Annotated in this window: 23 protein-coding genes; 13 read left to right on the top strand and 10 right to left on the bottom strand. The window is 65.2% G+C overall.

Features of this window, described 5'->3' with window-relative positions:
• Positions 1-184 precede the first annotated feature (184 nt).
• Positions 185-664, bottom strand: a complete 480-nt coding sequence (locus N2602_RS25330) for a GNAT family N-acetyltransferase (RefSeq protein WP_260379786.1) — start codon at positions 662-664, stop codon at positions 185-187.
• Positions 665-840: 176 nt separating this feature from the next.
• Between N2602_RS25330 and N2602_RS25325 the strand changes: the two genes are divergently transcribed.
• The 4 genes from N2602_RS25325 (at position 841) to N2602_RS25310 (ending at position 5,604) form a co-directional block, all read left to right on the top strand.
• Positions 841-1,992: a zinc-binding dehydrogenase gene (locus tag N2602_RS25325; protein WP_260379785.1), complete on the top strand. Its 1,152-nt coding sequence runs from the start codon at positions 841-843 to the stop codon at positions 1,990-1,992.
• Positions 1,993-2,132: 140 nt separating this feature from the next.
• Complete coding sequence (locus N2602_RS25320) at positions 2,133-2,555, top strand: VOC family protein (protein WP_260379784.1); 423 nt, start codon at positions 2,133-2,135, stop codon at positions 2,553-2,555.
• 223 nt (positions 2,556-2,778) lie between these two features.
• The gene (locus N2602_RS25315; RefSeq protein ID WP_260379783.1) at positions 2,779-4,713 is read left to right on the top strand and encodes a DEAD/DEAH box helicase; all 1,935 of its coding nucleotides are present in this window, start codon (positions 2,779-2,781) and stop codon (positions 4,711-4,713) included.
• A gap of 405 nt (positions 4,714-5,118) precedes the next feature.
• Positions 5,119-5,604: a phasin gene (locus tag N2602_RS25310; RefSeq protein ID WP_260379782.1), complete on the top strand. Its 486-nt coding sequence runs from the start codon at positions 5,119-5,121 to the stop codon at positions 5,602-5,604.
• A 438-nt stretch (positions 5,605-6,042) separates the two neighbouring features.
• Here N2602_RS25310 and N2602_RS25300 read toward each other — a convergent pair whose 3' ends face one another.
• On the bottom strand, positions 6,043-6,549 hold the full coding sequence (locus N2602_RS25300; protein WP_212258134.1) for a GNAT family N-acetyltransferase: 507 nt from the start codon (positions 6,547-6,549) through the stop codon (positions 6,043-6,045).
• A gap of 43 nt (positions 6,550-6,592) precedes the next feature.
• Entirely contained in the window at positions 6,593-7,147 is a 555-nt protein-coding gene (locus N2602_RS25295) for a PAS domain-containing protein (RefSeq protein ID WP_172783096.1), read from the bottom strand.
• 456 nt (positions 7,148-7,603) lie between these two features.
• Here N2602_RS25295 and N2602_RS25290 point away from each other — a divergent pair, with 456 nt between their 5' ends.
• Positions 7,604-8,410 carry a rhomboid family intramembrane serine protease gene (locus N2602_RS25290; protein WP_373569498.1) on the top strand — a complete coding sequence of 269 codons (807 nt, stop codon included), beginning with the start codon at positions 7,604-7,606 and terminating at the stop codon, positions 8,408-8,410.
• A gap of 189 nt (positions 8,411-8,599) precedes the next feature.
• A complete protein-coding gene (locus tag N2602_RS25285) occupies positions 8,600-9,028 on the top strand; it encodes a CBS domain-containing protein (protein ID WP_172783098.1) in 429 nt (142 codons plus the stop codon).
• On the opposite strand, the gene N2602_RS25280 is transcribed toward N2602_RS25285, so the two are convergent.
• The gene (locus N2602_RS25280) at positions 9,029-10,075 is read right to left on the bottom strand and encodes a patatin-like phospholipase family protein (RefSeq protein ID WP_172783099.1); all 1,047 of its coding nucleotides are present in this window, start codon (positions 10,073-10,075) and stop codon (positions 9,029-9,031) included. It lies immediately after the preceding gene.
• Between the two features lie 248 nt (positions 10,076-10,323).
• On the opposite strand from N2602_RS25280, the gene N2602_RS25275 reads away from it, so the two are divergent.
• From N2602_RS25275 to N2602_RS25265, 3 genes are all read left to right on the top strand, one after another.
• Positions 10,324-11,397 carry a hypothetical protein gene (locus N2602_RS25275; RefSeq protein WP_172783100.1) on the top strand — a complete coding sequence of 358 codons (1,074 nt, stop codon included), beginning with the start codon at positions 10,324-10,326 and terminating at the stop codon, positions 11,395-11,397.
• A gap of 324 nt (positions 11,398-11,721) precedes the next feature.
• Positions 11,722-11,961 carry a hypothetical protein gene (locus N2602_RS25270; RefSeq protein WP_246571525.1) on the top strand — a complete coding sequence of 80 codons (240 nt, stop codon included), beginning with the start codon at positions 11,722-11,724 and terminating at the stop codon, positions 11,959-11,961.
• A 1,200-nt stretch (positions 11,962-13,161) separates the two neighbouring features.
• The gene (locus tag N2602_RS25265; protein ID WP_260379781.1) at positions 13,162-15,624 is read left to right on the top strand and encodes a bifunctional diguanylate cyclase/phosphodiesterase; all 2,463 of its coding nucleotides are present in this window, start codon (positions 13,162-13,164) and stop codon (positions 15,622-15,624) included.
• On the opposite strand, the gene N2602_RS25260 is transcribed toward N2602_RS25265, so the two are convergent.
• The 3 genes from N2602_RS25260 to thrS all read right to left on the bottom strand — a co-directional run bounded on the left by N2602_RS25260 (position 15,610) and on the right by thrS (position 19,641).
• On the bottom strand, positions 15,610-16,878 hold the full coding sequence (locus N2602_RS25260; RefSeq protein ID WP_260379780.1) for a serine hydrolase: 1,269 nt from the start codon (positions 16,876-16,878) through the stop codon (positions 15,610-15,612). The genes N2602_RS25265 and N2602_RS25260 overlap by 15 nt on opposite strands.
• Positions 16,879-16,941: 63 nt before the next feature.
• On the bottom strand, positions 16,942-17,505 hold the full coding sequence (locus tag N2602_RS25255; protein WP_212260297.1) for a nitroreductase: 564 nt from the start codon (positions 17,503-17,505) through the stop codon (positions 16,942-16,944).
• A 93-nt stretch (positions 17,506-17,598) separates the two neighbouring features.
• Positions 17,599-19,641 (bottom strand): threonine--tRNA ligase, encoded by a 2,043-nt coding sequence (thrS, locus tag N2602_RS25250; protein WP_172783104.1) that lies wholly within the window; start codon positions 19,639-19,641, stop codon positions 17,599-17,601.
• A gap of 187 nt (positions 19,642-19,828) precedes the next feature.
• Here thrS and N2602_RS25245 point away from each other — a divergent pair, with 187 nt between their 5' ends.
• Together N2602_RS25245 and N2602_RS25240 are read left to right on the top strand one after the other, a co-directional pair.
• The gene (locus N2602_RS25245) at positions 19,829-21,004 is read left to right on the top strand and encodes an MFS transporter (RefSeq protein ID WP_172783105.1); all 1,176 of its coding nucleotides are present in this window, start codon (positions 19,829-19,831) and stop codon (positions 21,002-21,004) included.
• An 89-nt stretch (positions 21,005-21,093) separates the two neighbouring features.
• The gene (locus N2602_RS25240; RefSeq protein ID WP_172783106.1) at positions 21,094-21,471 is read left to right on the top strand and encodes a hypothetical protein; all 378 of its coding nucleotides are present in this window, start codon (positions 21,094-21,096) and stop codon (positions 21,469-21,471) included.
• A 24-nt stretch (positions 21,472-21,495) separates the two neighbouring features.
• Here N2602_RS25240 and N2602_RS25235 read toward each other — a convergent pair whose 3' ends face one another.
• Positions 21,496-22,818 (bottom strand): alpha/beta hydrolase, encoded by a 1,323-nt coding sequence (locus tag N2602_RS25235; RefSeq protein WP_172783107.1) that lies wholly within the window; start codon positions 22,816-22,818, stop codon positions 21,496-21,498.
• Between the two features lie 331 nt (positions 22,819-23,149).
• Here N2602_RS25235 and N2602_RS25230 point away from each other — a divergent pair, with 331 nt between their 5' ends.
• Together N2602_RS25230 and N2602_RS25225 are read left to right on the top strand one after the other, a co-directional pair.
• Complete coding sequence (locus tag N2602_RS25230; RefSeq protein ID WP_260379778.1) at positions 23,150-24,517, top strand: APC family permease; 1,368 nt, start codon at positions 23,150-23,152, stop codon at positions 24,515-24,517.
• A gap of 2 nt (positions 24,518-24,519) precedes the next feature.
• Positions 24,520-25,734, top strand: a complete 1,215-nt coding sequence (locus N2602_RS25225; protein ID WP_260379777.1) for a hypothetical protein — start codon at positions 24,520-24,522, stop codon at positions 25,732-25,734.
• On the opposite strand, the gene N2602_RS25220 is transcribed toward N2602_RS25225, so the two are convergent.
• Both N2602_RS25220 and yidD read right to left on the bottom strand, forming a co-directional pair.
• Positions 25,735-25,941: a hypothetical protein gene (locus tag N2602_RS25220; protein WP_172783110.1), complete on the bottom strand. Its 207-nt coding sequence runs from the start codon at positions 25,939-25,941 to the stop codon at positions 25,735-25,737.
• Between the two features lie 90 nt (positions 25,942-26,031).
• The gene (yidD, locus tag N2602_RS25215) at positions 26,032-26,370 is read right to left on the bottom strand and encodes a membrane protein insertion efficiency factor YidD (RefSeq protein ID WP_212260308.1); all 339 of its coding nucleotides are present in this window, start codon (positions 26,368-26,370) and stop codon (positions 26,032-26,034) included.
• Positions 26,371-26,384 lie beyond the last annotated feature (14 nt).

The raw sequence follows: 26,384 nt of genomic DNA, 5'->3' as shown, positions 1-26,384 counted from the left end.
CGCCACATGCTCAGCCGTCCATCCCCGCGCAACCGCGAAGCGGCTGTCGCTGGAGGTGCGAGCCTTGCGATGCGTCAGCGTCGCAAGGAGAGCCTCGAAGGATGGACCACGGGTGCCTGCAGCCCATCCTTCGAGGCGCGCAACAGCGCGCACCTCAGGATGACGGCGGTATCTGTGGCCGCAGCTAACCCAGCGACTTCACGTATACCCCATACGGCACGCCCAGAATATCCGGCGCCTCGCCGATCCTCACAAATCCCATCCGCAGATACATCGACTCCGCGACCGTCATGATCTGCGTCGTGTGCAGGGCGATGGCCGGCGACTGGTCGCGCTCGGCGCGGCGCAGGCATTCTTCGGTCAATTGCCGGCCGATTCCCTTGCCGCGCGCACAGGGATCGACGACCAGCATGCGGATGATCGGCCATGACGGCTCGAAGAACGCGGGCTTCGGCGCTTGCGCACCGACATAAGCGACTGCGCCGACGATCTGGCCACCGTCTTCGGCAACGATGATCTCGCCTGTCTTGGCAAGCAGCGGCATCTTCGCGACGTTGGCCGTAAACAGCGGCCAGTCGGAATAGTGCTGCTCGAATTGTGCGAACGCGGACAGCGCGACTTGCACGATTGCTTCGGCATCCGTCGGCTGATAGTCGCGTAGCATCAGCGTTGTCCTCGTAGGCCGGATGGAGCGTAGCGCAATCCGGGGGCCGCGTCCCCGTATTCCGCTACGCTCCATACGGGCTACGAGGCCGCACCTTGGCACGAGCGCGCATCTCACATACGCTTCGCCTCAGCCCGCATCATCAAAACACAACAAGCGGGCAGCGAGGAAACACCATGGAGCAAATCCGCGTCTGCACCCACGCAGGTCCCGGCTCGGAGCCCGTCATCCGCACCGTGCCGTGGCCGAAGGTCGGCCGGAAGGCCGCACTGATCAAGGTCGGCGCCTGCGGGGTCTGCGGCACCGACCTGCACATCCTCAAAGGACACTGGCCGAAGCCGCTGCCTTGGCCGTTCACGCTGGGACATGAGCTCGGCGGAATCATCGTCGAATGCGGCGATGAATTTTCCGAGGATTTTATGAGCAAGCCGCTTCAAGTCGGCTCCAAGGTGATGATCCCGCCCTTGATGCCGTGCGGCCGCTGCTATTATTGCATCCATTATCCGCAAACCGCGAACAAGTGCCTGACGCCGGTCTATTACGGCCGCTATCTCGGCTTCGACAAGCCGCCGCATTTGTGGGGCGGCTGGGCCGAATATGTCTATGTCGATCTCGAGATGCTGCCGGGCACCAAGATCTACAAGCTGCCGGACGACATGTCGTTGCGCCTGGGTGCGCTATCGGAGCCGTTGACATCCTGCATCCGCGCCTTCAATCGCGCCACCCGCGCCGGCGGATTCAGCTGGGGCGACACCGTCGTGATCCAGGGCTCCGGCCCGATCGGCATTTTGGCGGTCGCGGCCGCCAGGGAGATGGGGGCAGGGCGCGTCATCTGCGTCGGCGCGCCGGAGGAGCCGCGGCTCAAGCTGGCGCGCGAGTTCGGCGCGGAGGCGACCGTGAACATCGAGGAGCTGAAGTCACCCGAGGCGCGCATCGCGCGCGTGCGCGACATCGTCGGCGGCTTCGGCGCCGATCTCGTGATGGATTGCTCGGGACATCCCACCGCCGGCCCCGAAGGCATCGAGATGCTGCGCGATGGCGGCACCTATGTCGAGATGGGCCAGTTTACCGATGCCGGCTCGATCGACACCTCCTGGCACCGCATCTGCACCAAGGACCTCAACGTGCTGGGATCCTGGGGCTTCACCGGCAATGATCTCCCGCTCGGCGTCGACATGCTCTACCGCACGCGTGACAAATATCCGTGGCTGAAGATGCAGACGATCTACCCGTTCACGGAAGCCGGCGTTGCGCAGGCGGTGAAGGACGCGATGGCGATGAAGACGGTGAAGTCGACCATCGTGCCGTGGCCGGAGCTGGTGGAGTAGACAGTGCCGTCCGCGCCTCAAGATATTTCGCGAGTCTTCCCGGATGGAGCGAAGCGCAATCCGGGATTCTCGCCCGCGACTCCCCCGTATTCCGCTGCGCTCCATACGGGCTACGAGTCGGAGTTTGGATCAATGACGAAATGACGGACCGGCAGACACCTGGCCAGCACGCTCGCTCCCCCTTCAACGCCATCCGCGCGATCGACTACACCGTCATCTTCGTGCGCGACATGGCGGCGATGCGCCGCTTCTACGAGGACGTCCTCGCCTTTCCACTCTCGCGCGAACTGTCGCCGAACTGGATCGCGTATGGCATCGGCAGCAACACGCTGGCGCTGGCACGGCCGAGCCGCACCTCAGGTGATGCACCAGTGCCGCCGGGCAGCGCCTCGCTGCAGCTGGCGTTCAAGGTCTCGGCCGCCGAGGTCGACGCGTGCGCCGATGAACTCGTGCGCCGGGGCGTGGCGCTGGTGTCGCCGCCGACGGACCAGTCCTTCGGTCATCGCACGCTGTTCTTCCGCGATCCCGACGGGAATTTGCTGGAGGTGTACGGAGAGATCTGAGGAGGCTCCGGATCGATATCCAGGAGGCCGTCAGAAAGCGCCTGTCCACCTTCAGGCGCGGCTCCCCGTCAAGCCATGCATCAAAGCCATGGTGATTTCCCGGCGCATGGCGTAAAGAGCGCCCAGATCAAATCCAGCGTGCGGCCGGGCCGTTTGCCGCGCACGCAGCTTTAGGCGCCGGTTCACCGTTTGCGCGCCTGAATTCAACCAAGGTCTCCATCTCGTGTCTCTTCCGGCCCTGACCCCGCCGCTCGCCCGCGCTTTGGCCGAGCGGAACTATGATTCACTGACGCCCGTCCAGCTCGCGGTGCTCGCTCATGAAGCCAACAGCCGCGACCTCTTGGTCTCGGCCCAGACCGGTTCCGGCAAGACCGTCGCTTACGGTCTGGCCATCGCGAAGAACATCCTCGATGACGCCGAGCAGTTCGCACGAGCGGCCGCGCCGCTCGCCTTGATCGTGGCGCCGACCCGCGAGCTCGCGCTCCAGGTTCAGCGCGAGCTGGCCTGGCTATATGGGCATGCCGGCGGGCGCGTCGTGTCCTGTGTCGGCGGCATGGATCCGCGGCGCGAGCAGCGGGAGCTCGCCGCCGGCGCGCACATCGTCGTCGGCACGCCCGGGCGTCTCTGCGATCATCTGCGGCGCGGCCGCCTCGATATCTCCGAGCTCGCTGCGGTCGTGCTCGACGAAGCCGACGAGATGCTCAATCTCGGCTTTCGCGAGGACATGGAATTCATCCTCGAGACCACGCCACAGGCGCGTCGCACCCTCTTGTTCTCGGCGACGTTTCCGCGCGGCATCGTCGCGCTGGCGCGGCAATATCAGCGCGACGCATTCCGGATCGAGGTCGCCGGTGACGAGGGCGGCCACGCCGACATCGAATACCGCGCGATCCGCATCGCGCCCGCCGACGTCGAGCATGCCGTCGTCAACGTGCTGCGCTTCTACGAGGCGCCGAGCGCGCTGGTGTTCTGCAGCACGCGCGATGCCGTCAGGCATTTGCAGGCAGCGCTCCTGGAGCGCGGCTTTTCGGTGGTCGCGCTGTCGGGTGAATTGACGCAGAACGAACGCACCCTGGCGCTGCAATCGCTGCGCGACGGCCGCGCCCGCGTCTGCGTTGCGACCGACGTTGCCGCCCGCGGCATCGACCTGCCGAGCCTCGACCTCGTCATTCATGCCGATTTGCCCAACGACGCCGAAGTCATGCAGCATCGCTCAGGCCGCACCGGGCGCGCGGGCCGGAAGGGGACGAGCGTTCTCCTGGTGCCGCCGGCGCGGCGGCGGCGGGCCGAGCTGTTGCTCAATCTCTCCGGGATCGACGCGGCCTGGGGCACGGCACCGCAGGCGGATGACATCCGCAAGCTCGATCACGCCCGCATGAAGGACGTGCTGTTCACGGAGGAGACGACGCCCGACGATCTGGCCCTGGCGCAGGCGCTCTTGGCCGAGCGCTCGCCCGAGGATATCGCCGCCGCGCTCGCGCGGCTTTATCGCGCGCGGCTGCCGTCGCCCGAGGACATCATCGATCCCGGCGAGCGAAGCGGCAAGCCGGAACGCGGACGTCATGGATCGGATAGATCGGAAGAGGGCGACGACCGCGGCAAGCCGCGATCGAAGGCCGGGAAGGCGTCGAAGCACGGCATGGCTGAGGGCAGCGTCTGGTTTCGCGCCGCCATCGGGCGCCGCAAGAACGCGGAGGCACGCTGGCTGCTGCCGATGATCTGCCGCCGCGGCGGCATCGACAAGCGCGACATCGGCGCCATCAAGATCATGGACACCAATACCGAGTTCGAGATATCCGAGCGGGTCGCCGAATCCTTTGCGGCGAAGATCAAGCGACCGGACAAGGAAGACAGCATCCGGATCGAGCAGATGGCGGATGCGCCGCAGCGCCAAGAAGCTCCCCGGGAGCGCTCTCGCGCGCCGCAGCGCGAGGCCGGCGCGCATCATGAACGGCGCGATGATCGCCCGCGCGAGGCAAGTGGATTCAAGCCACGCAGCAAGCCTCACGCCGAGCGCGCGCCGAAATTCGACGATGCGCGTTCTTTCGCAAAGAAAAAGAAGCACAAGAACAAGCCGGGCCACGCAGAGCCGTCGGTTACGCCATGGCCTGCGAAGGGCGCGCCCGGAAAGAATGCGAAGAAGAAGCGTCGGGGCTGATCTGCCGCTTTCCGTCCCCGGCTTGACTGGTGCCGCCGAAGGCTCGCGCGGTGCGCTATGGAGCGCTGCATCCACTCGCAATCAATCGGTAACATGGCGCCATCCGGACGCGTTGCGAGCCCGCGCTTTCTCGAGTTGGCAGAAACCTTTTCGGCAACTTCAAAGAAACAATAGCAGCGCCTGCGGCGAGTCGTCGCTTGAATCGAATTTTATCAAGTCGAGAGTCTGAAAGCGAACTGAAGGTCCGATCCTGGTTGGTCATAGTTGGCGGCAGGGGGCGAGAGCAGCTCATCAGCAGCATCCCTCCATTTTGAGAGTAGGGGCACTGGTTTCCCGGTGCGGCCCGCACCCGGGAGCTTCTGAAAGTCTTCAATCCAACAATCTGGTTTCGCGTGAAAGGATGGAATGACGATGAATGATGCCAATGTGAAAGCCGAAACGAATGCCACTCCCGCGGGTGGGAATGGTGACGCAAGGCTCAAGTTCGACGTGCCGTTTATCAATATCCAGGGGATCTTCGGCGATCTTGCCGAGCAGGGCGCCGCGCGGGCCAAGGCAAATCTCGAGCAGATGAAGGCGGCTTCCGACGAGATCACCGACGCTCTCCGCGAAGCCTGTGCGACCAATGCCACGCATGCCGCCCACTACGGCACCAAGGTCATCGAAATATCGAAAATCAATACCTGCTCCACGCTGGAATTCCTGTCCCAGCTCGCGGATGCAAGGTCGTTTGCGGATGTCGTGAACCTCTCCACCGCCCACAGCCGCAGGACCTTTGAAATGGCGTCAGGCCAAAACCGGGAGCTTTGGGACCTTGCCCAGAAGGTTGCAACCGAGACGGCCGAGCCGATCAAGAAGAGCTTCAACCGGGTTCTGCATAGGGCTGCCTGAATCGAGGCTATCGGCCGCGTGAATCGGCTGGACGAGCGTCTTCGCCAGAAGAGACGCCGTCCGGCCGATGGCGGCGACGCCTTTTCGTGAAGGGATGCCGAGCTGGAGGAAAGAAATCAGATGGGTATGGTGATGATCAAGTGCCCGGAAACGGGCCGGGCCATTTCGACCGGCATCGAGATGGACCGCGAAAGATTTCGGTGCAGTGCAGTATTCTTTTCTCGCACTTATTGCGGGATGTGTGCGGCAACGCACGAGTGGTTTGCCAAGGAGGCCTGGGTCTACGAAACGGCAAGTCCGGGGGCAGGCAGTCGTTCGACGCGGGGGCGGCGTGAAGCGGCCTGACGGCGTCCTGTGAAACAATCCGATCGATCCTCGGGCTCATCACCTTGCTGCGGTTGAGCTTCTGCTGGCGTGAGCCGCCCCCTGGGGGTTGGCTTACGTCGCGGCGAGGTCGCGCAGCATATAGGTCGCGCCGTCGCCATAGGATGCGAGCTTTGCGCGCAACTCAGCATCCGCCGTCACGGCCAGAAAGCCCATGCGCTCCCATAGCGGCCGCGTGCCGTAGACCGAGACCAGCGCGAGTGTTGCGATGCCCGACGCTCGCGCCAGCTTCTCGATATCGGCAACATAAGCGCGCACAACGCCGCCGCGGAACTCGGCCAATACGGCGACGTCGTGGACGTAGAGACAGTCCGCGCCGTCAGGCAATTCCTGCAGAAAGCCGTCGAGCGGCGGAATCCGGTACTGCATCCAGGGATGCGCCAGTCCGTAGCCGACGATGCCTTGGTCCGTATCGAGCACGCCGCAGCCGTCCGGACATAGCCGCATCTTCTCCGCCAGCACCTCGGCGCGTTCGGGCAACGCCGGATGGATGCGTGCTGCAATCGCGCCGATTGCAGCGAGGTCCGAGGCGCGCGCGGGACGCCAATGCGGCTTGCTCATGTCGGTGCGTATCCTTGCGCAGCCGAGCAGCGACGCGCGGCGGCTATCGCAGCCCCTCATACACCATCAGCCCGCGTGCGATCTGCAACTTCCGGATGGCGCGCGGCAGCAGTTTCTCCGGCTGATGCAGGTAGCGCCAGGAGGTGAGGCTGAAGGCGGAAAGCGTGCCGCATTCGTCGTCGAACGGCGCGAGCACGCCGGTGACGCTCACCGGCGTATGTGGGCGGGCGTTGAAGGGCAGCAGCAGGAGCTCGAGATGCGCCTTGCTGCCGTCCTCGCGCGCAGCGGTGACGCCGGCGATCGCGCCCAGCGTCTCGTCGGCGACGATCGTGGTGATCTCCTCGATCTCGCTGCGGCTGGCCGGCGTGAACAGCGCCGCAAAGCTCTGGTCCTTGAGGTCTGTTCCGGCCAGCGCGCAGACGCGCGTGCCGGCGACGCGGAACGGGAAGCCGAGTTTTGGCTCGCAGGACAGCACGAAGATGTCACCGAGCAGGCCGCGGACCGCGGCCGGATCGATGTCGGCCCGGTCAGGGGCCCGTGCAGTGCCGCGCTTCTTGTCCCAATACGCGAAGAACGCGCGGCTCGACGGATGTTTCATGACTGAACGCTCGCCCGGGGTGCGACCTCGAAGAGACAGACCTGTCCCGCTTCAGTGCACCCGCGATCCCTTCTGTTGTTGTGCAGGAGGGGATTTGCAGCGTCCATGCCGCGGGCGCGTTTTCGCGCCCGTTGAGGTGGTCTTTGCGTCGTTAACGTTAAATTAACTATGCGCTTCGTGTCGGCCGCGCGCCTGCTATGGTGATCGCGGTCGCAAGCCTCGCCGCTTTTCTCCAGGTTCTCGGCGGGGCCTGTACTTGAGGGCGTCAAACAGTTTGGTCACGGGCCGCGGGGAGGGGTGGGGATACGCCTTATCTCTCCGGCCGTCGGAAGACCGACACGGACAGGCAGGGCTTTCCCAGGGCCCTGCCTTTTCCTTTTGTGCACTTGCGCAGGGACGGCAAAGGCGACTATCTCCAAGCCTGTCGCTCCGATGTCGCCTGAAAGCGAAGCTGCCTTGGATTCCCCGCAAGATTCGTCGCCGGATGCGCCGGCCGTCAACGAGGAGGCTCCGCGCGAGCCGATCCTGACGCTGCCTCCGGCGCTGACCGCCTATGTCCTGCTCTTGGCGGCGATCCATCTGCGGGTGCTGTTGCCGCCGGAACTCGAGAACTGGACCATCGACGTCTTCGGCTTCATCCCGAAGCGCTACGATTCCTCGCTGCTCAATCTGCAGATCCCGGGCGGGGCGGGGGCGAAGGTCTGGACTTTCGTCACCTATTCGCTGCTGCACGCCAATCTCACCCATCTCGGCTTCAACGTGCTGTGGCTGCTGCCGTTCGGCAGCGCGCTGGCGCGGCGCTTCGGCACGGTCAGGTTCTTCGTCTTCCTGGCAGTGACGGCGGCGGCCGGCGCGCTCGCCCATCTCGTCACCCACGAGCATGCGGTGGCGCCGATGATCGGCGCCTCGGCCTCGGTATCGGGCGCGATGGCCGCCGCAATCCGCTTCGCCTTCGTGCGCGGCAGCTTCCTGTCGTTCAGCCGATCGGATGCCGATACCGCCGCGAAAGTTCCGGCGCTGCCGCTGTCGCGCGCGCTCCGCGACGGGCGGGTGGTCGGCTTCCTCGCCGTCTGGTTCGGCGTCAACATCATCTTCGGCGTGGGCGCGATCGGCATCGATGCCGAAACCACGAGCGTGGCCTGGCAGGCGCATATCGGCGGCTTCTTCGCCGGCCTGCTGTTGTTCGCGCTGTTCGATCCCGTGCCGCGCGTGCGAAGCGATGCTGCGGATGCGTCATCACGAGACGTTTCAGACCGTATCTGATGCGGCGCTTGCGACGCAGCCCGAATTCATCCATCATTCCGGGCGAGAATGTTCCGAAGCGACACGTCTTTAGCGACGATGCTTCGCAAAGCGCACGAGCGTGAAACCGGCGCTGAAACTGTTAGTTGAAGACTCGCGAACAAGTCCGGACCGCCGAAGGCGGACGGGCTCGGATTCAGGGAGGCGGCAATGACGGTACGTTCCATTCTGAACACCAAGGGCCACCAGATCATGAGCGTCGAGCCCGACGCCAAGCTGGCGGACGCGATCAAGCTGCTCGGCGAGAAGAAGATCGGCGCGGTGCTGGTGATGAACCAGAGCCGGCTCGAGGGCATCCTGTCCGAGCGCGACATTGTGCGCGTGCTCGGCGATCGCGGCGCCGGCGTGCTGGAGGCGCCGGTCTCGGAGGTGATGACCCGCAAGGTCGTGACCTGCAAGGAGACCGACACCGTCGCCGAGCTCATGGAGACGATGACGACGGGCAAGTTCCGCCATCTGCCCGTGATCGACAACGGCAAGGTGGTCGGCCTGATCTCGATCGGCGACATCGTCAAATGGCGTGTCCGCGAATACGAGACCGAGCAGGAAGCCCTGCGCGACTACATCAAGACGGCCTGATCAGGCCTGGTCGTCGACTTTCGGCGCGGTGCCCGCGGGCGCCGGCGCCAGCACGTGGATCGCCTCCTGGATGGACTCCAATGCGCGCTCGGCGGCGCGCGTGCCATGTGCGATCAGGTCTTCGGAGCGGTGGAAGTCGAACCAGCCGAACTGGCCGACCCGCGGCGTGATCAGCATGTCGGGCGGATCGCCGGCCAGACGGGCGCGGGTGATGCGGTCCTGCATGATGTTGAAGGCGTCCACCATCACCGACGAGATGCCGGGCCGGCCGTTGCCGCCGAAGAACTCGCGCTTCATCGTCTTCTCGGGCGAGAACAGGCGCGGGAAGCGCCGCTTGGTCGCCGGCTCCTCTGCCGCCGGCACGACCGGGGCGGGCGCTGCGCCGTGTGAATAGATCGTGGTGGAATGGGTGAAGATGTCGCTGGAAAGATTTGCGGCGATGACGATTTCGGCGCCGAGCGCGCGGGCGGCCGAGACCGGCACCGGGTTCACCAGCGCGCCGTCGACCAGCCAGCGGTCGCCGATCAGCACCGGCGCGAAGATGCCGGGCAGGGCGTAGGACGCGCGCATGGCGTCGACGACGCGGCCGCGCGTCAGCCAAATCTCGTGGCCGGTGCGAACCTCGGTCGCGACGCTCGCGAATTTGATGGGCAGGTCCTCGATCAGCACGTGCCCGATCGCCTCCTCGAGCCGGGTCGCGAGCTTCTCGCCGCCAAGCAGGCCGGAGCCGTTGAGACGGATATCGAGATAGCCGAGGATGTTGCGCATCCCTTGCAGGCTGCGTCCCCAGTCTTCGAACGTATCGAGCCGGCCGGCCGCATGGAGGCCGCCGACCACGGCGCCGATGGACGTGCCGACCACGACATCGGGCACGATCCCATTGGCAATCAGTGTCCTCAGGATTCCGATATGGGCAAAGCCGCGCGCCGCGCCGCCGCCGAGGGCAAGGCCGATGACCGGCCGGCGGATGCTGCCCAAGCCGACTTTTTCGCCCACCTTCTCGCCGTTCGAGCCGTTCGCGCCCCGGCCTTTCAATCTGTCCAGCACCGCAACTCTCCTACGCCGGGCCAGCCCGCATCGTCAGACTAGGCATCGCACGTGCCCTCCGCCATATCAGGCGCGAGGCATGGTTTATGCCGCTTTGGAAAGGGCACGGGGCAGGAGTATGGCGAGGGGCGGTTGCTTGCGAACTAATCACGCAGCCGTCAACCCGGTTCCACAGAACCCTCCGGGGCCGTATTTCCTGGGGTTTCAGAGGCTTGAATTTGCCGCGTTTTCGGTGAAAAGCAAGGAGCATGACACGCGGGGGTGACGGCATCATCGGATGGCGGCGCAGCGGCAGGCTGCTGCCGGCGCTGATCCTTGCCGCGTGCGTCATTATCTCCGGCCGGAATGCTGCCCAAGCGCAGCTCTTCTCCGATCGACCGCCGCCGGTGCCGCCGGCCTCTGTGCCCGACCCCGGCAACGCCGTCAGCCTGGCGCCGCCCTCCGGGCCGGGCGCGGGACCCCCCAGCCTGCCGCCGACCCTGATGCAGCCGGCGACCCCGAGCATGCCGCCGCCCGCGGTCTCGACCGTGCCGCCGGCCGCCCCGCTGAATGCCGCCGTGCCCGGACAGGGCGTGCTGTCGCTGACCGCGAAATACGGCAAGGACTCGGCTCCGATCACCAGTGGCCTGGTCTGGCGCGTGTTTGCCGACCGGCCCGACGAGAACGGCACCTTCAAGCTGATCCGCGAGGACCGCAGCGGGACGCCGAACATCGTGCTGCCGCCCGGCAATTATGTCGTCCACGTTGCCTTCGGCCTCGTCAGCGCGGTGCGCACCGTCAGCCTGAAATCCGAGACCAACCGCGAATCCTTCGTGCTGCCGGCCGGCGGCCTGCGCATCGAGGGCCGCGTCGGCACCAGCCGCATTCCGCAGAACCAGATCTCGTTCGCGATCTACAAGGGCAGCCAGTTCGAATCCGGCGAGCGCGCTTCCCTGGTGCCGAACGTCGCCGCCGGCGACGTCGTGCTGATCCCGGAGGGCACCTACTACATTGTCTCCAACTACGGCGATGCCAATTCGGTGGTGCGCTCGGACATCCGCGTTCAGGCCGGCAAGCTCACAGACGTCACCATCACCCACCGCGCCGCCGTCATCACCCTCAAGCTGGTCAGCGACCGTGGCGGCGAGGCGCTCGCCAACACCGCCTGGTCGGTGCTGACGCCGGGCGGCGACGTCATCAAGGAATCGATCGGCGCGTTCCCGCGCGTCGTGCTGTCCGAAGGCGAGTACCGCGCCATCGCCAAGAACGAGGGCAAGGTCTACGAGCGCGGATTCAACGTCGTCAACGGCGTCGACGGCGAAGTCGAAGTCATCGCGCGCTAAGGCGGGGGCGGCCCGCGGCGAGAAGCTCCGGCACGACAATTCTCATCGCGCGCACGGATGTGCATCCTCCATTACCGTCGGCTTCAGCGGGTTTCTGCCAAGTAACCGTCCCCCACTCTTCTGTGTTCTGTCTTGAACACTGGTAGCGCCACCAGTCCCCTGCAGCGGCCAACAAACACCGGCGGCATCGGCTTATTCCAGCAGCGGCGCGTCTCGCTCACGACCGTGGACGATACGTATTTCCGATCATCAATTTTATTCTCTTTCCATCCTGCTGCGCTATATGTCTGGCGTCCGTCCAACGGGGGAAGCCGGAGCAGGCGCTTGCCTTGCAGGACCGGCTCGGAGCAGGGGACCAGGCTCGTCGGCATGTTCGAAGTGATCCTCACCAGGCGCAAGCGGTTCGGCTGGCGGTGGCAGGTGTGCGACCAGTCCGGCAAGATATTTGCCGACGGCTTCGAGCGCACGCGTCCGTCCGCCAAATATCAAGGCGAGCGCGCGTTGTTCTTCCTGCTTTCCCAGGCCCATTTGCGCAACCGCTCGGCGGCCTCCAGCGAGGATTAGTCGGGCGGGCTACGATCCCTTGCGTTGCCCGACGGGCAAAACACCCGATTTATGGGTCAATGGGCTCGGTCGAAAATATTCCGCTTTACCGAAATTCGGAAATGACGTATGTGTCGGCTCAACCCGGCCCAAGGAAGAGGGGCGTATCGCGATCGTCACGAACGCGGGCAGGGGGGCGGTGGACGCGAGCCACATCGGCGCGAAAAGCTTCGCAGGGCGGAGAGCCGTGAGCGAAGACCTCGTGCCAACGACGGGTGCGGTTCGCGTACGGCAAAATCGTGTGGTCCTGACGCCCGGGGTCTGTGCGTCAAGTCTTGTGGTGATGTGGTTGCCCGACCGGGCGATGCGCATCAGCCATCCGCAAGGCGACGGGGGCAATAGTGCATCGCTCCCCGGGGAGAGCGCGACATAAGCCGTAAGACCACTGCGCAGGGAAGGCCGGATGTTTGGCTTCACCTGTATGCCGCTGTGCAAATTCTTGTTGCCACCTTTCGCACAGTGGACCGTGGGTGCCCGGCCGGCACCCGGTCTTCCCTGCGCCCTTTTCACAGAGGGCGAAGCCACCAGGCAAAGCTCGGGCGAGATGCGCCGCGAGGACGAATATGCACGTCTGCAACGACACACTCGCTGTCATCGCCCGGTTTAACCGGGCGATCCAGTACTCCGAGACGGTTGTGGTTCATCGATAGGCCGCGGCGTACTGGATTCCCCGCCTTCGCGGGGAATGACAGTAGCATTTGGAAAGCGATTTTCCTGCCACACGCCGTCATTGCGAGCGCAGCGAAGCAATCCAGAGTCTTTCCGTGGATGGCATTCCTGGATTGCTTCGCTGCGCTCGCAATGACGATGTTGAGCCAGGTGTGCGAAAACTCCCGCTCGCGTGCCCCGGACGCAGCGCAGCGTCTCCCCGGCGATGCGAAGCATCGTCCGGTGCGACGATGCGCTGCAGAGCCGGGGCCCAGGCATCAGCGACTCCGCAGCGTGCTGGGTCCCGGCTCTGCGCCGCATCACTTGCACTCCGCGTCGCCTCCGGGACACGAGAGCACCTATCGCGCAACCGTCACAGTCTCTAACGCCCACTAACCAACACCTGACTTAAAACTGTCATAATCGCCGAATGGAACCCACGCCTTCGCGCTTTTTACACGTCGTTAAGCGCGCCTGCATTGGATGCGGCGAGAAAGTGCGTTGGGGACTGCAATGACTGCCGCGAAGAAGATGCCGGGAAAACCGGCCGCCGAAATGTTCGACGACATCCCGGTGCTTCAGCGCAAATGGCGTGCGGCGTTGAAGCCGGGCGAGCGGCTGCCGCGCTACGAGGACGTCATGCTCGGCAGCCTCGGACGCCTCGCCGACCACATCGCGCTGCTCAAGAACGATGGTGTGCTCGAGCTGTCGCGCAGCGGACGTTACGTGCAGAAATGGCTCGGCGAGGAGCGCTGGGACATTCCCCTTGCCGAGCTGTCGCCCGATTGCGCCACCGCGCTGTCGGAAGCGGCGGCGAGCGCACTGGCGGCCGGGCGGCCGCACCGCGCCAGCGCGCATTGCGTGCGCGACGGCATGGTCAGGACCTATGACGTGCTGGCGCTGCCGACGTCCTCGCGCTGGGGCGCGACGCTGATCGGCGCCTATGTCAACGAGCGCGGCGCGCAATACAATCTCCTCGACGCCATCTTTTCCGCGACCGACGACGCGGTGGTCTCGCTGGCGACGCTGCGCGATGCCGCTGGCAAGGCGTTCGACCTTCAGGTCGTGCACCACAACAGGAGCGCGGCCGAGCTGCTGAAGGTTGTGGGTGGAAGCCTGCTGTGGCGGCGGATCGGCGAGGGCAGCACGCTGCTGGCCTTGCCCGAGGTGATGGAATTCCTGCTCAAGGCCGTGTCGGGCGGCCGCGGCGAGCAGCTCGAGATCGAGAGCGCGGGGCGCTACCTCAGGCTCAGCGCCACCGCCTTCGCCGACGTGGTCTCGCTGACCATCTCCGATGTCACCGTCTTGAAGCGGCGCGATGCTTCGTTCCGGCTGCTGTTCGACAACAACCCGATGCCGATGTGGGTGTTCGACGCAGAGACCAAGGCGTTCCTCAGCGTCAACGACGCCGCGGTCCAGCATTACGGCTACAGCCGCGCGACCTTCCTGCGCATGAAGCTGCACGAGATATGGCCGGAGGACGAATGGGACAGCCACGCCGCGGCGCTGGAGCGTCTCGGCGACGCCTACCACTCGTCGCGCAACTGGCGACACTTGCGCGCCGACGGTAGCGAGATCGAGGTGCTCACCTTCGGCCGTCGCGTCGCCTTCGACGAGCGCGATGGCTATCTGGTTGCCGTGGTCGACATCACCGAGCGGCGCAAGGCCGAAGCGCGCATCGCCTATATGGCGCACCACGACGGGCTCACCGATTTGCCGAACCGCGAACACTTCCAGGAGCGGTTGAAGCAGGCGCTGGACCAGGCCGCGGGAAAACGGGTCGGCGTGCTCTACATCGATCTCGACCTGTTCAAGAACATCAACGATTCCTTCGGCCATCCGGTGGGCGATCGCCTGTTGAAGCAGGTCGCCGAGCGCCTGACCATTGCGGTCCGCGGCAGCAATCTCGCCGCGCGGCTCGGCGGCGACGAGTTCGCCGTCATCCTGGCAACCGACGTCTCGCCGAACGAGGCCAGCGCCTGCGCGTCCCTGCTGATCGACATGCTGAAGGCGCCTTACGACGTCGATGGACAGGAGATGGTGATCGGCGCCAGCATCGGCATCGCGCTGTCGCCGGGCGACGGCACGACGCCGGAAGAGTTGATGCGCAATGCCGACATGGCGCTGTACCGGGCCAAGGCCGACGGCGGCGGCGTGCACCACTTCTTCGAGCGCGAGATGGACCTCCAGGCGCAGAGGCGCCGCGACATGGAGCTGGATCTGCGCCGGGCGTTCGCCAATGGCGAGTTCGAGCTGCACTACCAGCCGCTGGTGTCGATCGCCTCCGACCGCATCTCCGGCTTCGAGTCGCTGCTGCGCTGGCGTCACCCCGACAAGGGCATGATCTCGCCCGCCGAGTTCATCCCGGTCGCCGAGGACATCGGCCTGATCACCCAGCTCGGCGAATGGGTGCTGCGCGAAGCCTGCACCGAGGCGGTGAAATGGCCCGTCGACGTCAAGGTCGCCGTCAACCTGTCGCCGGCGCAATTCCGCAGCCGCAACCTGGTCCAGATCGTGATCTCGGCCCTGGCGCAGTCCGGCCTATCGCCGAAGCGGCTCGAGCTCGAGATCACCGAGTCGATCTTCCTGGCCGAGACCGATGCCAATGTCGCCACCTTGCACCAATTGCGCGAGCTCGGCGTCGGCATTTCCATGGACGATTTCGGCACCGGCTATTCCAGCCTGAGCTATCTCCGCAGCTTTCCGTTCGACAAGATCAAGATCGACCGCTCCTTCGTCAAGGATCTGGCGCAGCGGCCCGATTGCGGTGCGATCGTGCGCGCGATCTCCGGGCTCGGCCGCACCCTCAACATCACCACGACGGCCGAGGGCGTGGAGACCGAGGATCAGCTCGACTGGCTGCGCGCCGAAGGCTGCAACGAGGTGCAGGGATTTCTGTTCAGCGCCGCGCGGCCGGCTGCCGAGATCGGAAAGCTCCTCGCCGATTTCGGCCAGCGCACCTCACGGGCGGCGTAATGCGGGCGGATAGCAATCGTAGACCAGCGCCTTGAACGCGGGCGTGATGCGGCCGCGCTCGTTCTGGGTCTGCTGCATCATGAGGTAGACCATGTCGAGCTTGGGATCGACGCCGAAATAGGTGCCGCTCCCCGAGTCCCATTTCAGCTCGCCGAGCGAGCCCGGCGGCGGCGGCTTTGCATTGCCGGGATCGGTGCGTACCGCAAGGCCGTAGCCATAGCCGAAGCCGTCGCCCGGGAAATAGAAATAGTCGCGTCCGACGCCGGAGCCCGGCCCGATCTGATCGCTCGTCATGGCCTTGAACGCGGCGGGGCTGAGATAGCGCCTGCCTTCGAGCTCGCCGGCGTTGAGCAGCATCTGCGCGAAGCGCTGATAGTCGGTGATGGTCGAGAGCAGGCCGCCGCCGCCCGACTGCCATTCTGGATGGTCCAGGCGGTCGCGCTCGCCGGCGAGCAGGATGAAGTCGTTCGGCAGCGGCCGCGCCATCCGCGCCAGCTCGTCCTCGGTCGCGAGCGCGAATTTGGTGCTGTTCATGCCGAGCGGATCGAAGATGCGGGCCTTCAGGAAGGCGTACAGCGTCTGTCCCGAGATGATCTCGATGACGCTGCCGAGCACGTCGGTGGAATGCCCGTAGCGCCACAGCGTTCCGGGCTGCCGCGCCAGCGGCAGTTTGGCGATGCGATCGGCGAATTCCCTGTTGTTGAAATTCCCCTCGAAAATGTTGGCGGCCTTGTAGGCGTGCTCGACCCATTCGCTGCCGATATAATCGTAGCTGATGCCCGAAGTATGCCGCAGCAGATCCTCGATGTTGACGGGGCGGTCAGGTGGGACGAAGTCGAGCTCCAGCTTGCCGCCGGGCCGGGTCACCTCGAGGCCGACCTTGGTCTCGGCAAACAGCGGAACGTATTTCGACACGGGGTCGGTCAGCGCAAGCTTGCCCTCGTCGATCAGCATCATCGCGCCGAGGCACGTGATCGGCTTGGTCATGGAGTGGATGGCGAAGATCGTATCCGGCGTCATCGCAAGGCCGGTCCTGGTGTCGCGCACGCCAAAGGTCTTGAGGTAGACCGGCTTGCCGTGCTGCTGCACCATGATCACCGCGCCCGGCAGGCGGCCGCTTGTCACCTCGTTGTCGAAGAACGCGGTGATGCGGTCGAGCCCGTCGGGCGAAGGGGCGGGGACGTCCGCGGCCCGGCTTCGCGCCATCGTACCGGCGAGCATCGCGGCCCCGACCAGAAATTCACGGCGTCTCATCCGCACCTTCCTCCCTCGGCGGGATCAAGCCGCAAGACGCTCGGTGCGTCAACACGACATCGATTAAAATCGCGTCACGATGTCCGAAAGCGACGGGCGCGGACGGTCCTCGCTCGGCTTGGTCGGGGTGCCGACATGAATGAAGCCGGCGAGCTTCTCATCCGGCTTGAGGCCGAGGCCTTCGAGCACGTCGCGGTCGAACGAGAACCAGCCGGTCAGCCAGCAGGCGCCGTAGCCGAGCGCGGTGGCGGCCGTGACGATGTTCATGGCGCTGGCGCCCGCCGACAATTCCTGCTCGAACGCCGGCACCTTCGGATGCGGCTTGGTGAAGCTGACGATGCCGATCACCAGCGGCGCGTCCATGAGGCGCTTGCGCTCGGTCTCGACGTCGGCCGCAGGCGCGCCGGGATTCTTCCTGGCGAAGACCCTCGCGATCACCTCGCCGGCACGTGCACGGGCGTCGCCCTCGAAGATGATGAAGCGCCACGGCGCGAGTTTGCCGTGATCGGGCACGCGCGCCCCGATGGTGAGGATCGTCTCGAGCTCGGCCGGCGAGGGGCCGGGCCCCGTCATCTCGCGCGGCTTGACCGAGCGGCGGGTCTTCAGGAGTTCGATGGCATCGGGCACTGCGATATCCTCTTCAAATGGTCGGCGGGCGTGCCATGCCGAGATAAGCATGCACGCCCGCAACCGGAAGCGAATTTAGATCGATTTCAGGGCTCAGACGGCGCCGCGCGCCCGCTTCACATCCGGCGGCGTCGCCTCGTCGACCAGGGCGGCGATCGCCTCGGCGGTGGTCATCACCTTCTGGCCGTCGCTGCCGAGCCGGCGGACCGAGACCGAATGCGTCTCGGCCTCTTTTTTGCCGACCACGAGCAGGGCCGGGATCTTGGCCAGCGAGTGCTCGCGGACCTTGTAGTTGATCTTTTCGTTGCGCAGGTCGATCTCGACCCGAAGCCCCGCGCGCCGCGCCTGCTCCAGCACCACCTTGGCGTATTCGTCGCCTTCCGAGGTGATGGTGGTGACCACCGCCTGCACCGGCGAGAGCCAGAGCGGGAAGTTGCCGGCATAGTGCTCGATCAGGATGCCGATATAGCGCTCCATCGAGCCGCAGATCGCGCGGTGCACCATCACCGGCGGCTTCTTGCCGCCGTCATGGTCGATGTAGAACGCGCCGAACCGCTCCGGCAGGTTGAAGTCGACCTGCGTGGTGCCGCACTGCCAGTCGCGGCCGATGGCATCGCGCAGAACGTATTCGAACTTCGGCCCGTAGAACGCGCCTTCGCCCGGATTGATCTCGGTCTTGATGTGATTGTTCTGCGACTGGATCTCGCGCAGCACCGTTGCCATCACGCGTTCGGCGTGATCCCACATCGCATCGGTGCCGACGCGTTTCTCCGGCCGGGTCGACAGCTTCACCGTGAGGTCGCCGGTGAAGCCGAAGTCGGCATAGGTCGACAGAATGAGATCGTTGATCTTCAGGCACTCCTCGGCGAGCTGATCCTCGGTGCAGAAGATGTGCGCGTCGTCCTGGGTGAAGCCGCGGACGCGCATCAACCCGTGCATGGCGCCCGAGGGCTCGTAGCGATGCACCACGCCGAACTCGGCGAGGCGCAGCGGCAGGTCGCGGTAGCTCTTCAGGCCGTGCTTGAAGATCTGCACGTGACCCGGGCAGTTCATCGGCTTCAGCGCGAACCAGCGCTTGTCCTCGGCCTCGTCGCCGGCCGATTGCGCCGCGAACATGTTCTCGCGGTACCAGCCCCAATGGCCCGAGGTCTCCCACAGCACCTTGTCGAGGATCTGCGGCGCGTTGACCTCACTGTAGTCGCCGGTCAGGCGCCGGCGCATATAGGCGATCAGCTGCTGGAAGATGGTCCAGCCCTTCGGGTGCCAGAACACGACGCCCGGACCTTCCTCCTGGAAGTGGAAGAGGTCGAGCTCGCGCCCGAGCTTGCGATGGTCGCGCTTCTCCGCTTCCTCGATCTGCTTGAGGTAAGCGTCGAGGTCCTCCTGCTTGGCGAAGGCCGTGCCGTAGATGCGGGTCAGCATCGGGTTGTTGGAATCGCCGCGCCAATAGGCGCCGGCCACCTTCATCAGCTTGAAGGCGCCTCCGACCTTGCCGGTCGATGTCATGTGCGGGCCGCGGCACAGATCGAACCAGTCGCCCTGGTAGTAGATCTTGATCGGCTCGTTGCCGGGAATGGCGTCGACCAGCTCGACCTTGAAGGCCTCGCCCTTGTCGCGGAACACCTGCTTGGTCTTTTCGCGGTCCCAGACTTCCTTGGTGAAGGGCTTGTCGCGCGCGATGATCTCGCGCATCTTTTTCTCGATCGCGGCAAAATCTTCCGGCGTGAACGGCTCGTTGCGGAAGAAGTCGTAATAGAAGCCGTTCTCGATCACCGGGCCGATCGTGACCTGGGTGCCCGGCCACAGCGTCTGCACCGCTTCGGCCAGCACGTGCGCGCAGTCGTGGCGGATCAATTCGAGCGCGCGTGGATCGTCGCGATTGACCAGCTCGATCCTGGCGTCTGCCTCGATGGGATCGTTGAGATCGGCGAGAGCGCCGTCGAGCGCCATCGCAACCGTACGCTTGGCGAGCGAGGGCGAGATGCCCTTGGCGATATCGAGGCCGGTGATGCCCTTGTCGAACTGACGCTGGGCGCCGTCGGGGAAGGTGAGGGTGACTTTGGGAGCGGGGGTCACGGGCTTCAAATTGGAGAGGCTGTACTGGAACCCGGACTCGGATTTGGGCTGGTCGGACATTGCTTTTCTCCTGAGGCTCACTCCTGCGAACGAGCGCAGGTAAGCGGGAACGAGCGATATATCAGGCGATTCGGCCCGTGCAATCCGGCATTTCCAAGAAAGTGGCGCGCAAAACCCGGGGCGGAGCCCGCAACTATTTGACGTTGTACCCTTTAACCCGCCGCAGGCCGCCGCTACATGCGTTTGCATGGAAAATGCCCCCGCCGCCGGTCGTTTCGCGCCGACCGCCCTGATGCTCGGCAATCTCGTCACCGGCTGCTCGGTCTTGGCACCGGCGGGCATGCTGCCCGAATTGTCGGCGGGGCTCGGGATCAGCATCCACGCGGCGGGACTCCTGATCACCTTCGGCGCGGTGACGCTGTGCGTCGGCTCGCCGCTGACGGCGTGGCTAACCAGCCGCATCGAAAGACGGACCCTGCTCGCCACGACGCTGGCGGTGCTTGCACTCGGCAATCTCGCCTCCGCGTTTGCGCCTGATTACTCCAGCCTGCTCATCATTCGCCTCGTGATGCTCGCAATCGGCGCGCTCTATACGCCCCAGGCCGCCGGCACGGCTGCACTGATCGTGCCGGCGGAACGGCGCGGCAGCACCATTGCGTACGTCTTCCTCGGCTGGTCGCTCGCAGCCGCCATCGGCCTGCCGCTGATCACCTTCATCGCCAGCCGTTATGGCTGGCGCGCGGCCTATGGCGGGATTGGCGCGCTCGGCTGCACCAGCCTGCTGTTGTTGCTGCTGCGTCTGCCGGGCGGCCTGAAGGGCGCACCGGTCGATCTGAAGACATGGGCCGCCGTCGGCCGAAGCAGGACGATCCTGCTGCTGCTTGCGATCACGATGCTGCAAATGTCGGGGCAGTTCGTCGTGTTCACCTATATGGGGCCGCTGCTCAACAAGCTCACCGGCGCCGGCCCCGATGCGATCGGCTCCGTGTTCGCGCTGTACGGGATCTGCGGCTTCCTCGGCGTCGTCGTCGCGACCCGCATCGTCGACACTTCGGGGCCCTACCGCACCTCGTTGCTGTTCACGTGCCTGCTGCTTGCCGGGATGAGCGGCTGGGCGCTCGGTGCCGGCTCGCTCGTCATGATGGCGGGCGCGGTCGCGGTCTGGGGCCTTGGCTTCGCCTCGACCAACTCGATGCAGCAGGTCCGGCTGGTCGCGGCTGCGCCGCCGCTGGCCTCGGCCACCGTCGCGCTCAACACGTCCGTCCTCTATATAGGTCAGGCGGTCGGCTCCGCCGTCGGCGGGCTGCTGTTCGCCCGCGAGTTGCTGCACACGCTCGGCTTCGTCGCGGTGGGTTTCGTCGTGCTGGCGCTGATCCTGGTGGTCGTGACCCGGCCCCGGCGGGCGGCTGCCGCCACCGCCTGAACGCTGCAGGTCGTATGCGCAAGGCGCTTGGCAAACCTCGCGCCGGAGCGGTAGAAGGCCGGCGTGGGGATCAAAGAGAGTTGACTGAGATGAGGATGATTCTGGCGGTTGCCGCGGTGCTCTATTCAGCCTCTGCGTTTGCGCAGACCGAGAAGCCACCGATGGTGGGGGACAAGCCGCTCGTGCAGGTCAAGCCCAAAGGGACCAAGGAGGCAGCGGCCAAGCCCGCCGCGGCGGCGAAGGGCAAGCCGCAATCGGTCGCCGTCCGTCTCCAGGCCTGCCTCGAGATCGACGACGGTACCAAGGATCGCCTCAACTGCTACGACGCCGTCATCCCGCCGGCGCCGAAGCCGAAGCCGGCCAAGGCCAAGGGCTACGCCGATTGCCGCTTCTTCAAGGAAGAGGACGAGCGACTGTCCTGCTTCAACGGCTTTGCCGAGAGCATTCCGAAGCTGCCCAAGAACTAATATTTGGAACTGATACTCGCCCGGCTAGGGATTTGTGGAGGCGACGCGCGTGAGCGCGAGCGACGGCGTCGCCGCCATCTTCACCAGCACGTCCTTGAGCGGGTCGCGCGTCCAGGCGCGGGTGACATAGTCGCGATGGGTGATGCCCTCGCCGGTCTCCACGAACACCACGCTGCCGGGCCGTAGCGGCCCGTCCATGTCCTCGGCGACGCTGATGCCCTTCTGCCTCAGCATGCTCATCAGCTCGCGGTCGCGCCGCGCGGTGTAGCGGGTGTAGGCGCTGACGAAGAAGCCGGAGCGGTGGCTCTCGATCCAGGACGCGAACTTGTCCATCTCGCCATAGACGGCATCGAGCAGCACCACGCCGCGCACGCGGTCGCTGATGCCGCCGACCTCGAGGCTCCAGGCCGTCGGCAGGAATCCGCCGCTATAGCCGACGATCACGATCGGCATGTTGGCGAAGGCGCGCGCGCTGCTGGGATCGCCGGTGAGGCGGGCGAGGTGGTCAGCCGATTCCGCCATGAAGCGCTTGAAGCCGCCCGGCTGCCAGAACTTGCCGGCGCTGGAATCGGCGGCGTCGACCGCCATCTGCGGCGCAAGCAATATGGCATTGGCGCCGGAATCGGTGATCTGTTTCGGCACCATCTGCCGGTCGCGGACGTCGCGCTCGAGCGTTGCGCCATTGCCGTGGAAGAACACCACGATCACGCCCGGCTTGCGCAGGTCGAAATGCTCGGGCACGTGCACCAGCACACGGCTGTCGCTGTAGGTCTCGTCCTGCCAGTAGACGCGGCCGGAATAGCTGCGGTGGCCGCGGCGGTCGCCTTTGGAAATGTTGAGGAAGGGCGCGTCGGAGGCAGGGTTGTTGCCGAAATAGGGAAAGGCCGACGACTTCATGCTGACGAGTGTCGTCAGGTCCTCGCGCGCGGGGCGTTTATAGGGGACTTGCGGCTCGAGCGAGGCCACCTTGTAGGGCGCCTGCTCCGGCCCTTGTCGCTGGACCGCGCGCTTGGGCGAGAAGTCCGACATTTGGCGTTGCAGAAAGCCTTCACTCGCCGAGGGAAAGCGCTCCTTGAACTGCGGGGCAGGGAAGCGATCCTCGAACGTGTCGCCGCCTGCCACGCGCGCGTTCGCCGTCTGTGAATTGGTCTTGGCGACCACCTGGACATTCGCCTGGGAGTTCGCCGCCAGCGCCGCCGGATCTGGCGCCTTGCCGCATTGAACCAGCGTCAGCGACAGCGGCACCAGGGTTGAGATCAGACCGGCCCGGAGCGCACGACCATGCCGACCGGACGGTGTCCGATCGGCACGATCATCAGCTCTCAGTTTCGGAGCGGCCCCGACCATCCACCCATGACCCCAAGTCACGACCCAAGTCACACGCCCATCGGCAATCTTGAGACAATTGAGCCGACTGGCGTTTAGGCGACGTTAAGCGTCCGGAGAAACTCCCCACATCCGGAACGCTCAAAAGGACCATGCAATCGTGTCCTGATTGTGAGGAGGGGAAACGGGCAAATCCCGGTAAATCCAGTGCCGTAGACCAAAAACGCGCGTTTACGGTGTTTCGGTACCTGCTTCCCTTGCCTCATTTAACCCTTGTTAACCCTGCTTGAATTGACTGGGCCAAAGTGCACGATGGGCCCACGAGGCGACGCGCCTGAGGTTAAGGACCCCGATGACGGCATCAGATGCGGGTACCCCGCCCTGGACGGACCGGCTGACCGGGAGCCGGGCCGGGGTCTCCGTTCCGGTCGCAACCGCCATCGTCGTGGCCGACATGATCGGGGTCGGCGTCTTCACCAGCCTCGGCTTTCAGGTCAAGGACATCCCGTCCGGCTTCTCCATCCTCCTGCTCTGGACGGTCGGCGGCATCGTCGCGCTGTGCGGGGTGTTCGCGTACAGCGAGCTGGGTGCGATGTTTCCGCGCTCGAGCGGCGAGTACAATTTCCTCGGCCGCGCCTTTCATCCGGCCTTCGGCTTCCTCGCCGGCTGGGTGTCGGCCACGGTCGGCTTCGCGGCGCCGGTCGCGCTTGCGGCGATGGCGTTCGGCGAATATGCCAAGTCGGTCGTACCCGATCTGCCGGCGATTCCGCTCGCCATCGGCGTCGTGTGGCTGGTTTCCCTCGTGCAACTGACCGGCGTCAGGCACTCATCCACATTCCAGCTGATCTCGACGGTCCTCAAGGTCGTGCTGATCGTCGCCTTCCTGGTCGCCGGCTTCGTCATCGCCGTGCCGCAGCCGATCACCTTCACGCCGCAGCCGGGCGATATCGCCCACATCGTCAGCGCGCCGTTCGCGATCGGACTCGTCTTCGTGATGTATTCGTTCTCGGGCTGGAATGCCGCGACCTACATCATCGGTGAGATGAAGACGCCGCAGCGCAGCCTGCCGCGCGCGCTGCTCGCGGGCACGCTGATCGTGCTCGTGCTGTACGTCGCGCTGAACGCGGTCTTTCTGCATTCCACGCCGGTCAGCGCGCTCGCCGGCCAGCTCGACGTCGCCAGTGTCGCCGGCACCGCCATCTTCGGCAGTCTCGGCGGTCGGATCGTCGGCGCCATGATTTGCTTCGGTCTGATCTCGTCGATCAGCGCGATGATGTGGATCGGCCCGCGCGTGATGATGACGATGGGAGAGGACATTCCTGCCTTGCGCGTCTTCTCGAAGCGGTCGGTAAGCGGCGCGCCGGCGTATGCCATCCTGTTCCAACTGGCCGTCGCCAATCTCCTGCTGTTCACGCGCAGCTTCGAGGCGGTGCTCGACTTCATCCAGTTCGCGCTGTTGTTCTGCTCGTTCTTCACGGTCGCCGGCGTCATCAAGCTGCGTATCACCGATCCCGATCTGCCGCGGCCCTATCGCGCCTGGGGATACCCGTTCACGCCGCTCGTTTTCCTGCTCGTGACCGCGTTCATGATGTACTACCTTTTGACGGAGAGGCCGGTTCAGTCGCTGTCGGGAATGCTGGTCATGCTCTCCGGCCTTTTGATTTACGCTGTTTTCCGCAGGCGGCCCGCTGCTGCTGCCGCCTCACCGCATCGCAAATAGACATGCTCCGCCCCCTGAGAATCGCGGCCGTTGCCTTCGCCCTCCTGGCTGCGGCCGTCTCGTTCGCGCCTGCCGCTGACGTCACCTTCGACGACACGGCGCGCTTCCTTGCGGGCATGCAGCCTTCGGCGGACTCGCCGCTGGTGCCGCTCACCAGGGACCCGGCCTGGCAGCGTCACGCGAAATTCTTTGACGGCGCCTTCGCTCAGCTCGAGCAGCGCCAGCTCTCGAAGATCCGCAGCTGGGCCGACCTCAATCTCGCCGCGCCGCGGCCGACCATGTTCTACATGTTCAGCGGCCCCGATTTCCTCTACGCCAATGCCTTCTATTCCAAGGCCAGCACCTACGTGCTCGGCGCGCTGGAGCCGGTCGGCGCGGTGCCCGATTTGACGCGGCTGCCGCGCGGCTCGGTCGGCGCTGCGCTCTACAACGTCGAACGCTCGCTCGGCTCCATCCTGAGCTTCTCCTTCTTCATCACCAAGCAGATGAAGGTCGACCTGCACGCCAACCAGGTCAACGGCACCTTGCCGATCCTCTATGTCTTCCTCGCCCGCTCCGGCAAGACTATCCGCAATGTCGAGATGGTCGCGCTCGACGACAAGGGCGGAGTACATGTCGGCGACGACAATCCCGGACGAAACGCCACGCGCGGCGTCCGCATCGCCTTCGCCGGCAGCGACGGGGAAACGCGCACGCTGTATTATTTCTCGACCGACCTCTCCAATTCCGGCGCACGTGCCGCAGGCTTCCTGAAGTTCTGCGAGACGCTCGGACCCGGCAACAGCCTGCTCAAGAGTGCGTCCTACCTGTTGCATTCCGGCAATTTCACCGTCGTTCGGGACTGGTTGCTCGCCAACAGCGCCACCATCGTCCAGGACGATTCCGGCATCCCGCTCGCGAACTACAATGCGCGGCAATGGCGGTTCTTTCCGTTCGGCCGCTATCTCGGTCCGATTGACGAATTCCCCGGCCGCCACCAGCAGCGCTACGCCGAGCTGTTCACGCGGGCCCAGCCGATCGATTTCGGCGTCGGCTATCGCTGGCGCATGCATGAATCGAATTTGCTGCTGTCGGTGAAGGTGCCGGGCAGCGACGCCGCACCGGCTATGGAGACCACTTCGGCGGCCGAGCCGGCGCCGAAGCCGCCACGCCCGAAGCGGCTACGGCCGCCGGAATCGGTCCCGCCGTCACAGGGACGTTTTTTCTGGTTCCGGTGATCACCAATGCACGCTCTGGCTCGGTACGATGAAGGTCGTCGTGCTCGGTTGTGTCGCAAGGCTCCTCGTCAGATACCAGCCGGAGCCGAGGACGAGCGCAAGCAAAGCGATGATGGCGAGCAGGTCGATGGTTCTCGGATCGTGGCCCCTGTGATCGAGATTCGGACCAGGCTTGACGTGAAAGTGCGGGCTGATTTTCCAGCGCATTGTTGTTTCCTCCCGTGGGAGCACCAAAACAACGCAAGTGGAAACTTCAAGGTTCCGGTCGGGGCAGCGCCGCACAAGTGCGCGGCAACGTCAGGATGCATTGACCCCGCGCCAGCGGCCGTAGCGCCAGGGCAGATACCAGCGTGCGCCCCGCGGCGCGGTGAGAGGCACGTTGTCGATGCCGGATGTGCCGAAGGGATTGCAGCGGAGCAGGCGCGCGAGCGTCATCCAGCCGCCGGCCCAGAGCCCGAACCGGTCGATCGCCTCATCGCCATAGACGGAGCAGGTCGGTAGGTGCCGGCAATTGTACCCGACCAGAGGCGACAGCGTATGGCGATACAGCCAGATCAGCGCGCGGCCGAATCTGCGCGGCAGCCGGAGCGCACCATCGCCGGAACTGGAACAATGCTCGCAGGCTGAATGCTTCATGTGCGTTATGCTGC

Source organism: Bradyrhizobium sp. NC92, assembly GCF_025200865.1.
Classification (GTDB): domain Bacteria; phylum Pseudomonadota; class Alphaproteobacteria; order Rhizobiales; family Xanthobacteraceae; genus Bradyrhizobium.
Note: the sequence above shows the minus strand (reverse complement) of the source record. Positions and strands in the feature narration are given on the sequence as shown.

Excerpts from the sequence above, each read along its gene's own strand:
- N2602_RS25330 (WP_260379786.1), bottom strand. The coding sequence starts at position 664 with ATGCTACGCGACTATCAGCCGACGGATGCCGAAGCAATCGTGCAAGTC.
- yidD (WP_212260308.1), bottom strand. The coding sequence starts at position 26,370 with ATGAAGCATTCAGCCTGCGAGCATTGTTCCAGTTCCGGCGATGGTGCG.
- N2602_RS25320 (WP_260379784.1), top strand. The coding sequence starts at position 2,133 with ATGACGGACCGGCAGACACCTGGCCAGCACGCTCGCTCCCCCTTCAAC.
- N2602_RS25285 (WP_172783098.1), top strand. The coding sequence starts at position 8,600 with ATGACGGTACGTTCCATTCTGAACACCAAGGGCCACCAGATCATGAGC.
- N2602_RS25325 (WP_260379785.1), top strand. The coding sequence starts at position 841 with ATGGAGCAAATCCGCGTCTGCACCCACGCAGGTCCCGGCTCGGAGCCC.
- N2602_RS25310 (WP_260379782.1), top strand. The coding sequence starts at position 5,119 with ATGACGATGAATGATGCCAATGTGAAAGCCGAAACGAATGCCACTCCC.
- N2602_RS25260 (WP_260379780.1), bottom strand. The coding sequence starts at position 16,878 with ATGAGACGCCGTGAATTTCTGGTCGGGGCCGCGATGCTCGCCGGTACG.
- N2602_RS25235 (WP_172783107.1), bottom strand. The coding sequence starts at position 22,818 with ATGGTCGGGGCCGCTCCGAAACTGAGAGCTGATGATCGTGCCGATCGG.
- N2602_RS25240 (WP_172783106.1), top strand. The coding sequence starts at position 21,094 with ATGAGGATGATTCTGGCGGTTGCCGCGGTGCTCTATTCAGCCTCTGCG.
- N2602_RS25220 (WP_172783110.1), bottom strand. The coding sequence starts at position 25,941 with ATGCGCTGGAAAATCAGCCCGCACTTTCACGTCAAGCCTGGTCCGAAT.
- thrS (WP_172783104.1), bottom strand. The coding sequence starts at position 19,641 with ATGTCCGACCAGCCCAAATCCGAGTCCGGGTTCCAGTACAGCCTCTCC.
- N2602_RS25295 (WP_172783096.1), bottom strand. The coding sequence starts at position 7,147 with ATGAAACATCCGTCGAGCCGCGCGTTCTTCGCGTATTGGGACAAGAAG.
- N2602_RS25245 (WP_172783105.1), top strand. The coding sequence starts at position 19,829 with ATGGAAAATGCCCCCGCCGCCGGTCGTTTCGCGCCGACCGCCCTGATG.
- N2602_RS25225 (WP_260379777.1), top strand. The coding sequence starts at position 24,520 with ATGCTCCGCCCCCTGAGAATCGCGGCCGTTGCCTTCGCCCTCCTGGCT.
- N2602_RS25230 (WP_260379778.1), top strand. The coding sequence starts at position 23,150 with ATGACGGCATCAGATGCGGGTACCCCGCCCTGGACGGACCGGCTGACC.
- N2602_RS25265 (WP_260379781.1), top strand. The coding sequence starts at position 13,162 with ATGACTGCCGCGAAGAAGATGCCGGGAAAACCGGCCGCCGAAATGTTC.
- N2602_RS25275 (WP_172783100.1), top strand. The coding sequence starts at position 10,324 with ATGACACGCGGGGGTGACGGCATCATCGGATGGCGGCGCAGCGGCAGG.
- N2602_RS25300 (WP_212258134.1), bottom strand. The coding sequence starts at position 6,549 with ATGAGCAAGCCGCATTGGCGTCCCGCGCGCGCCTCGGACCTCGCTGCA.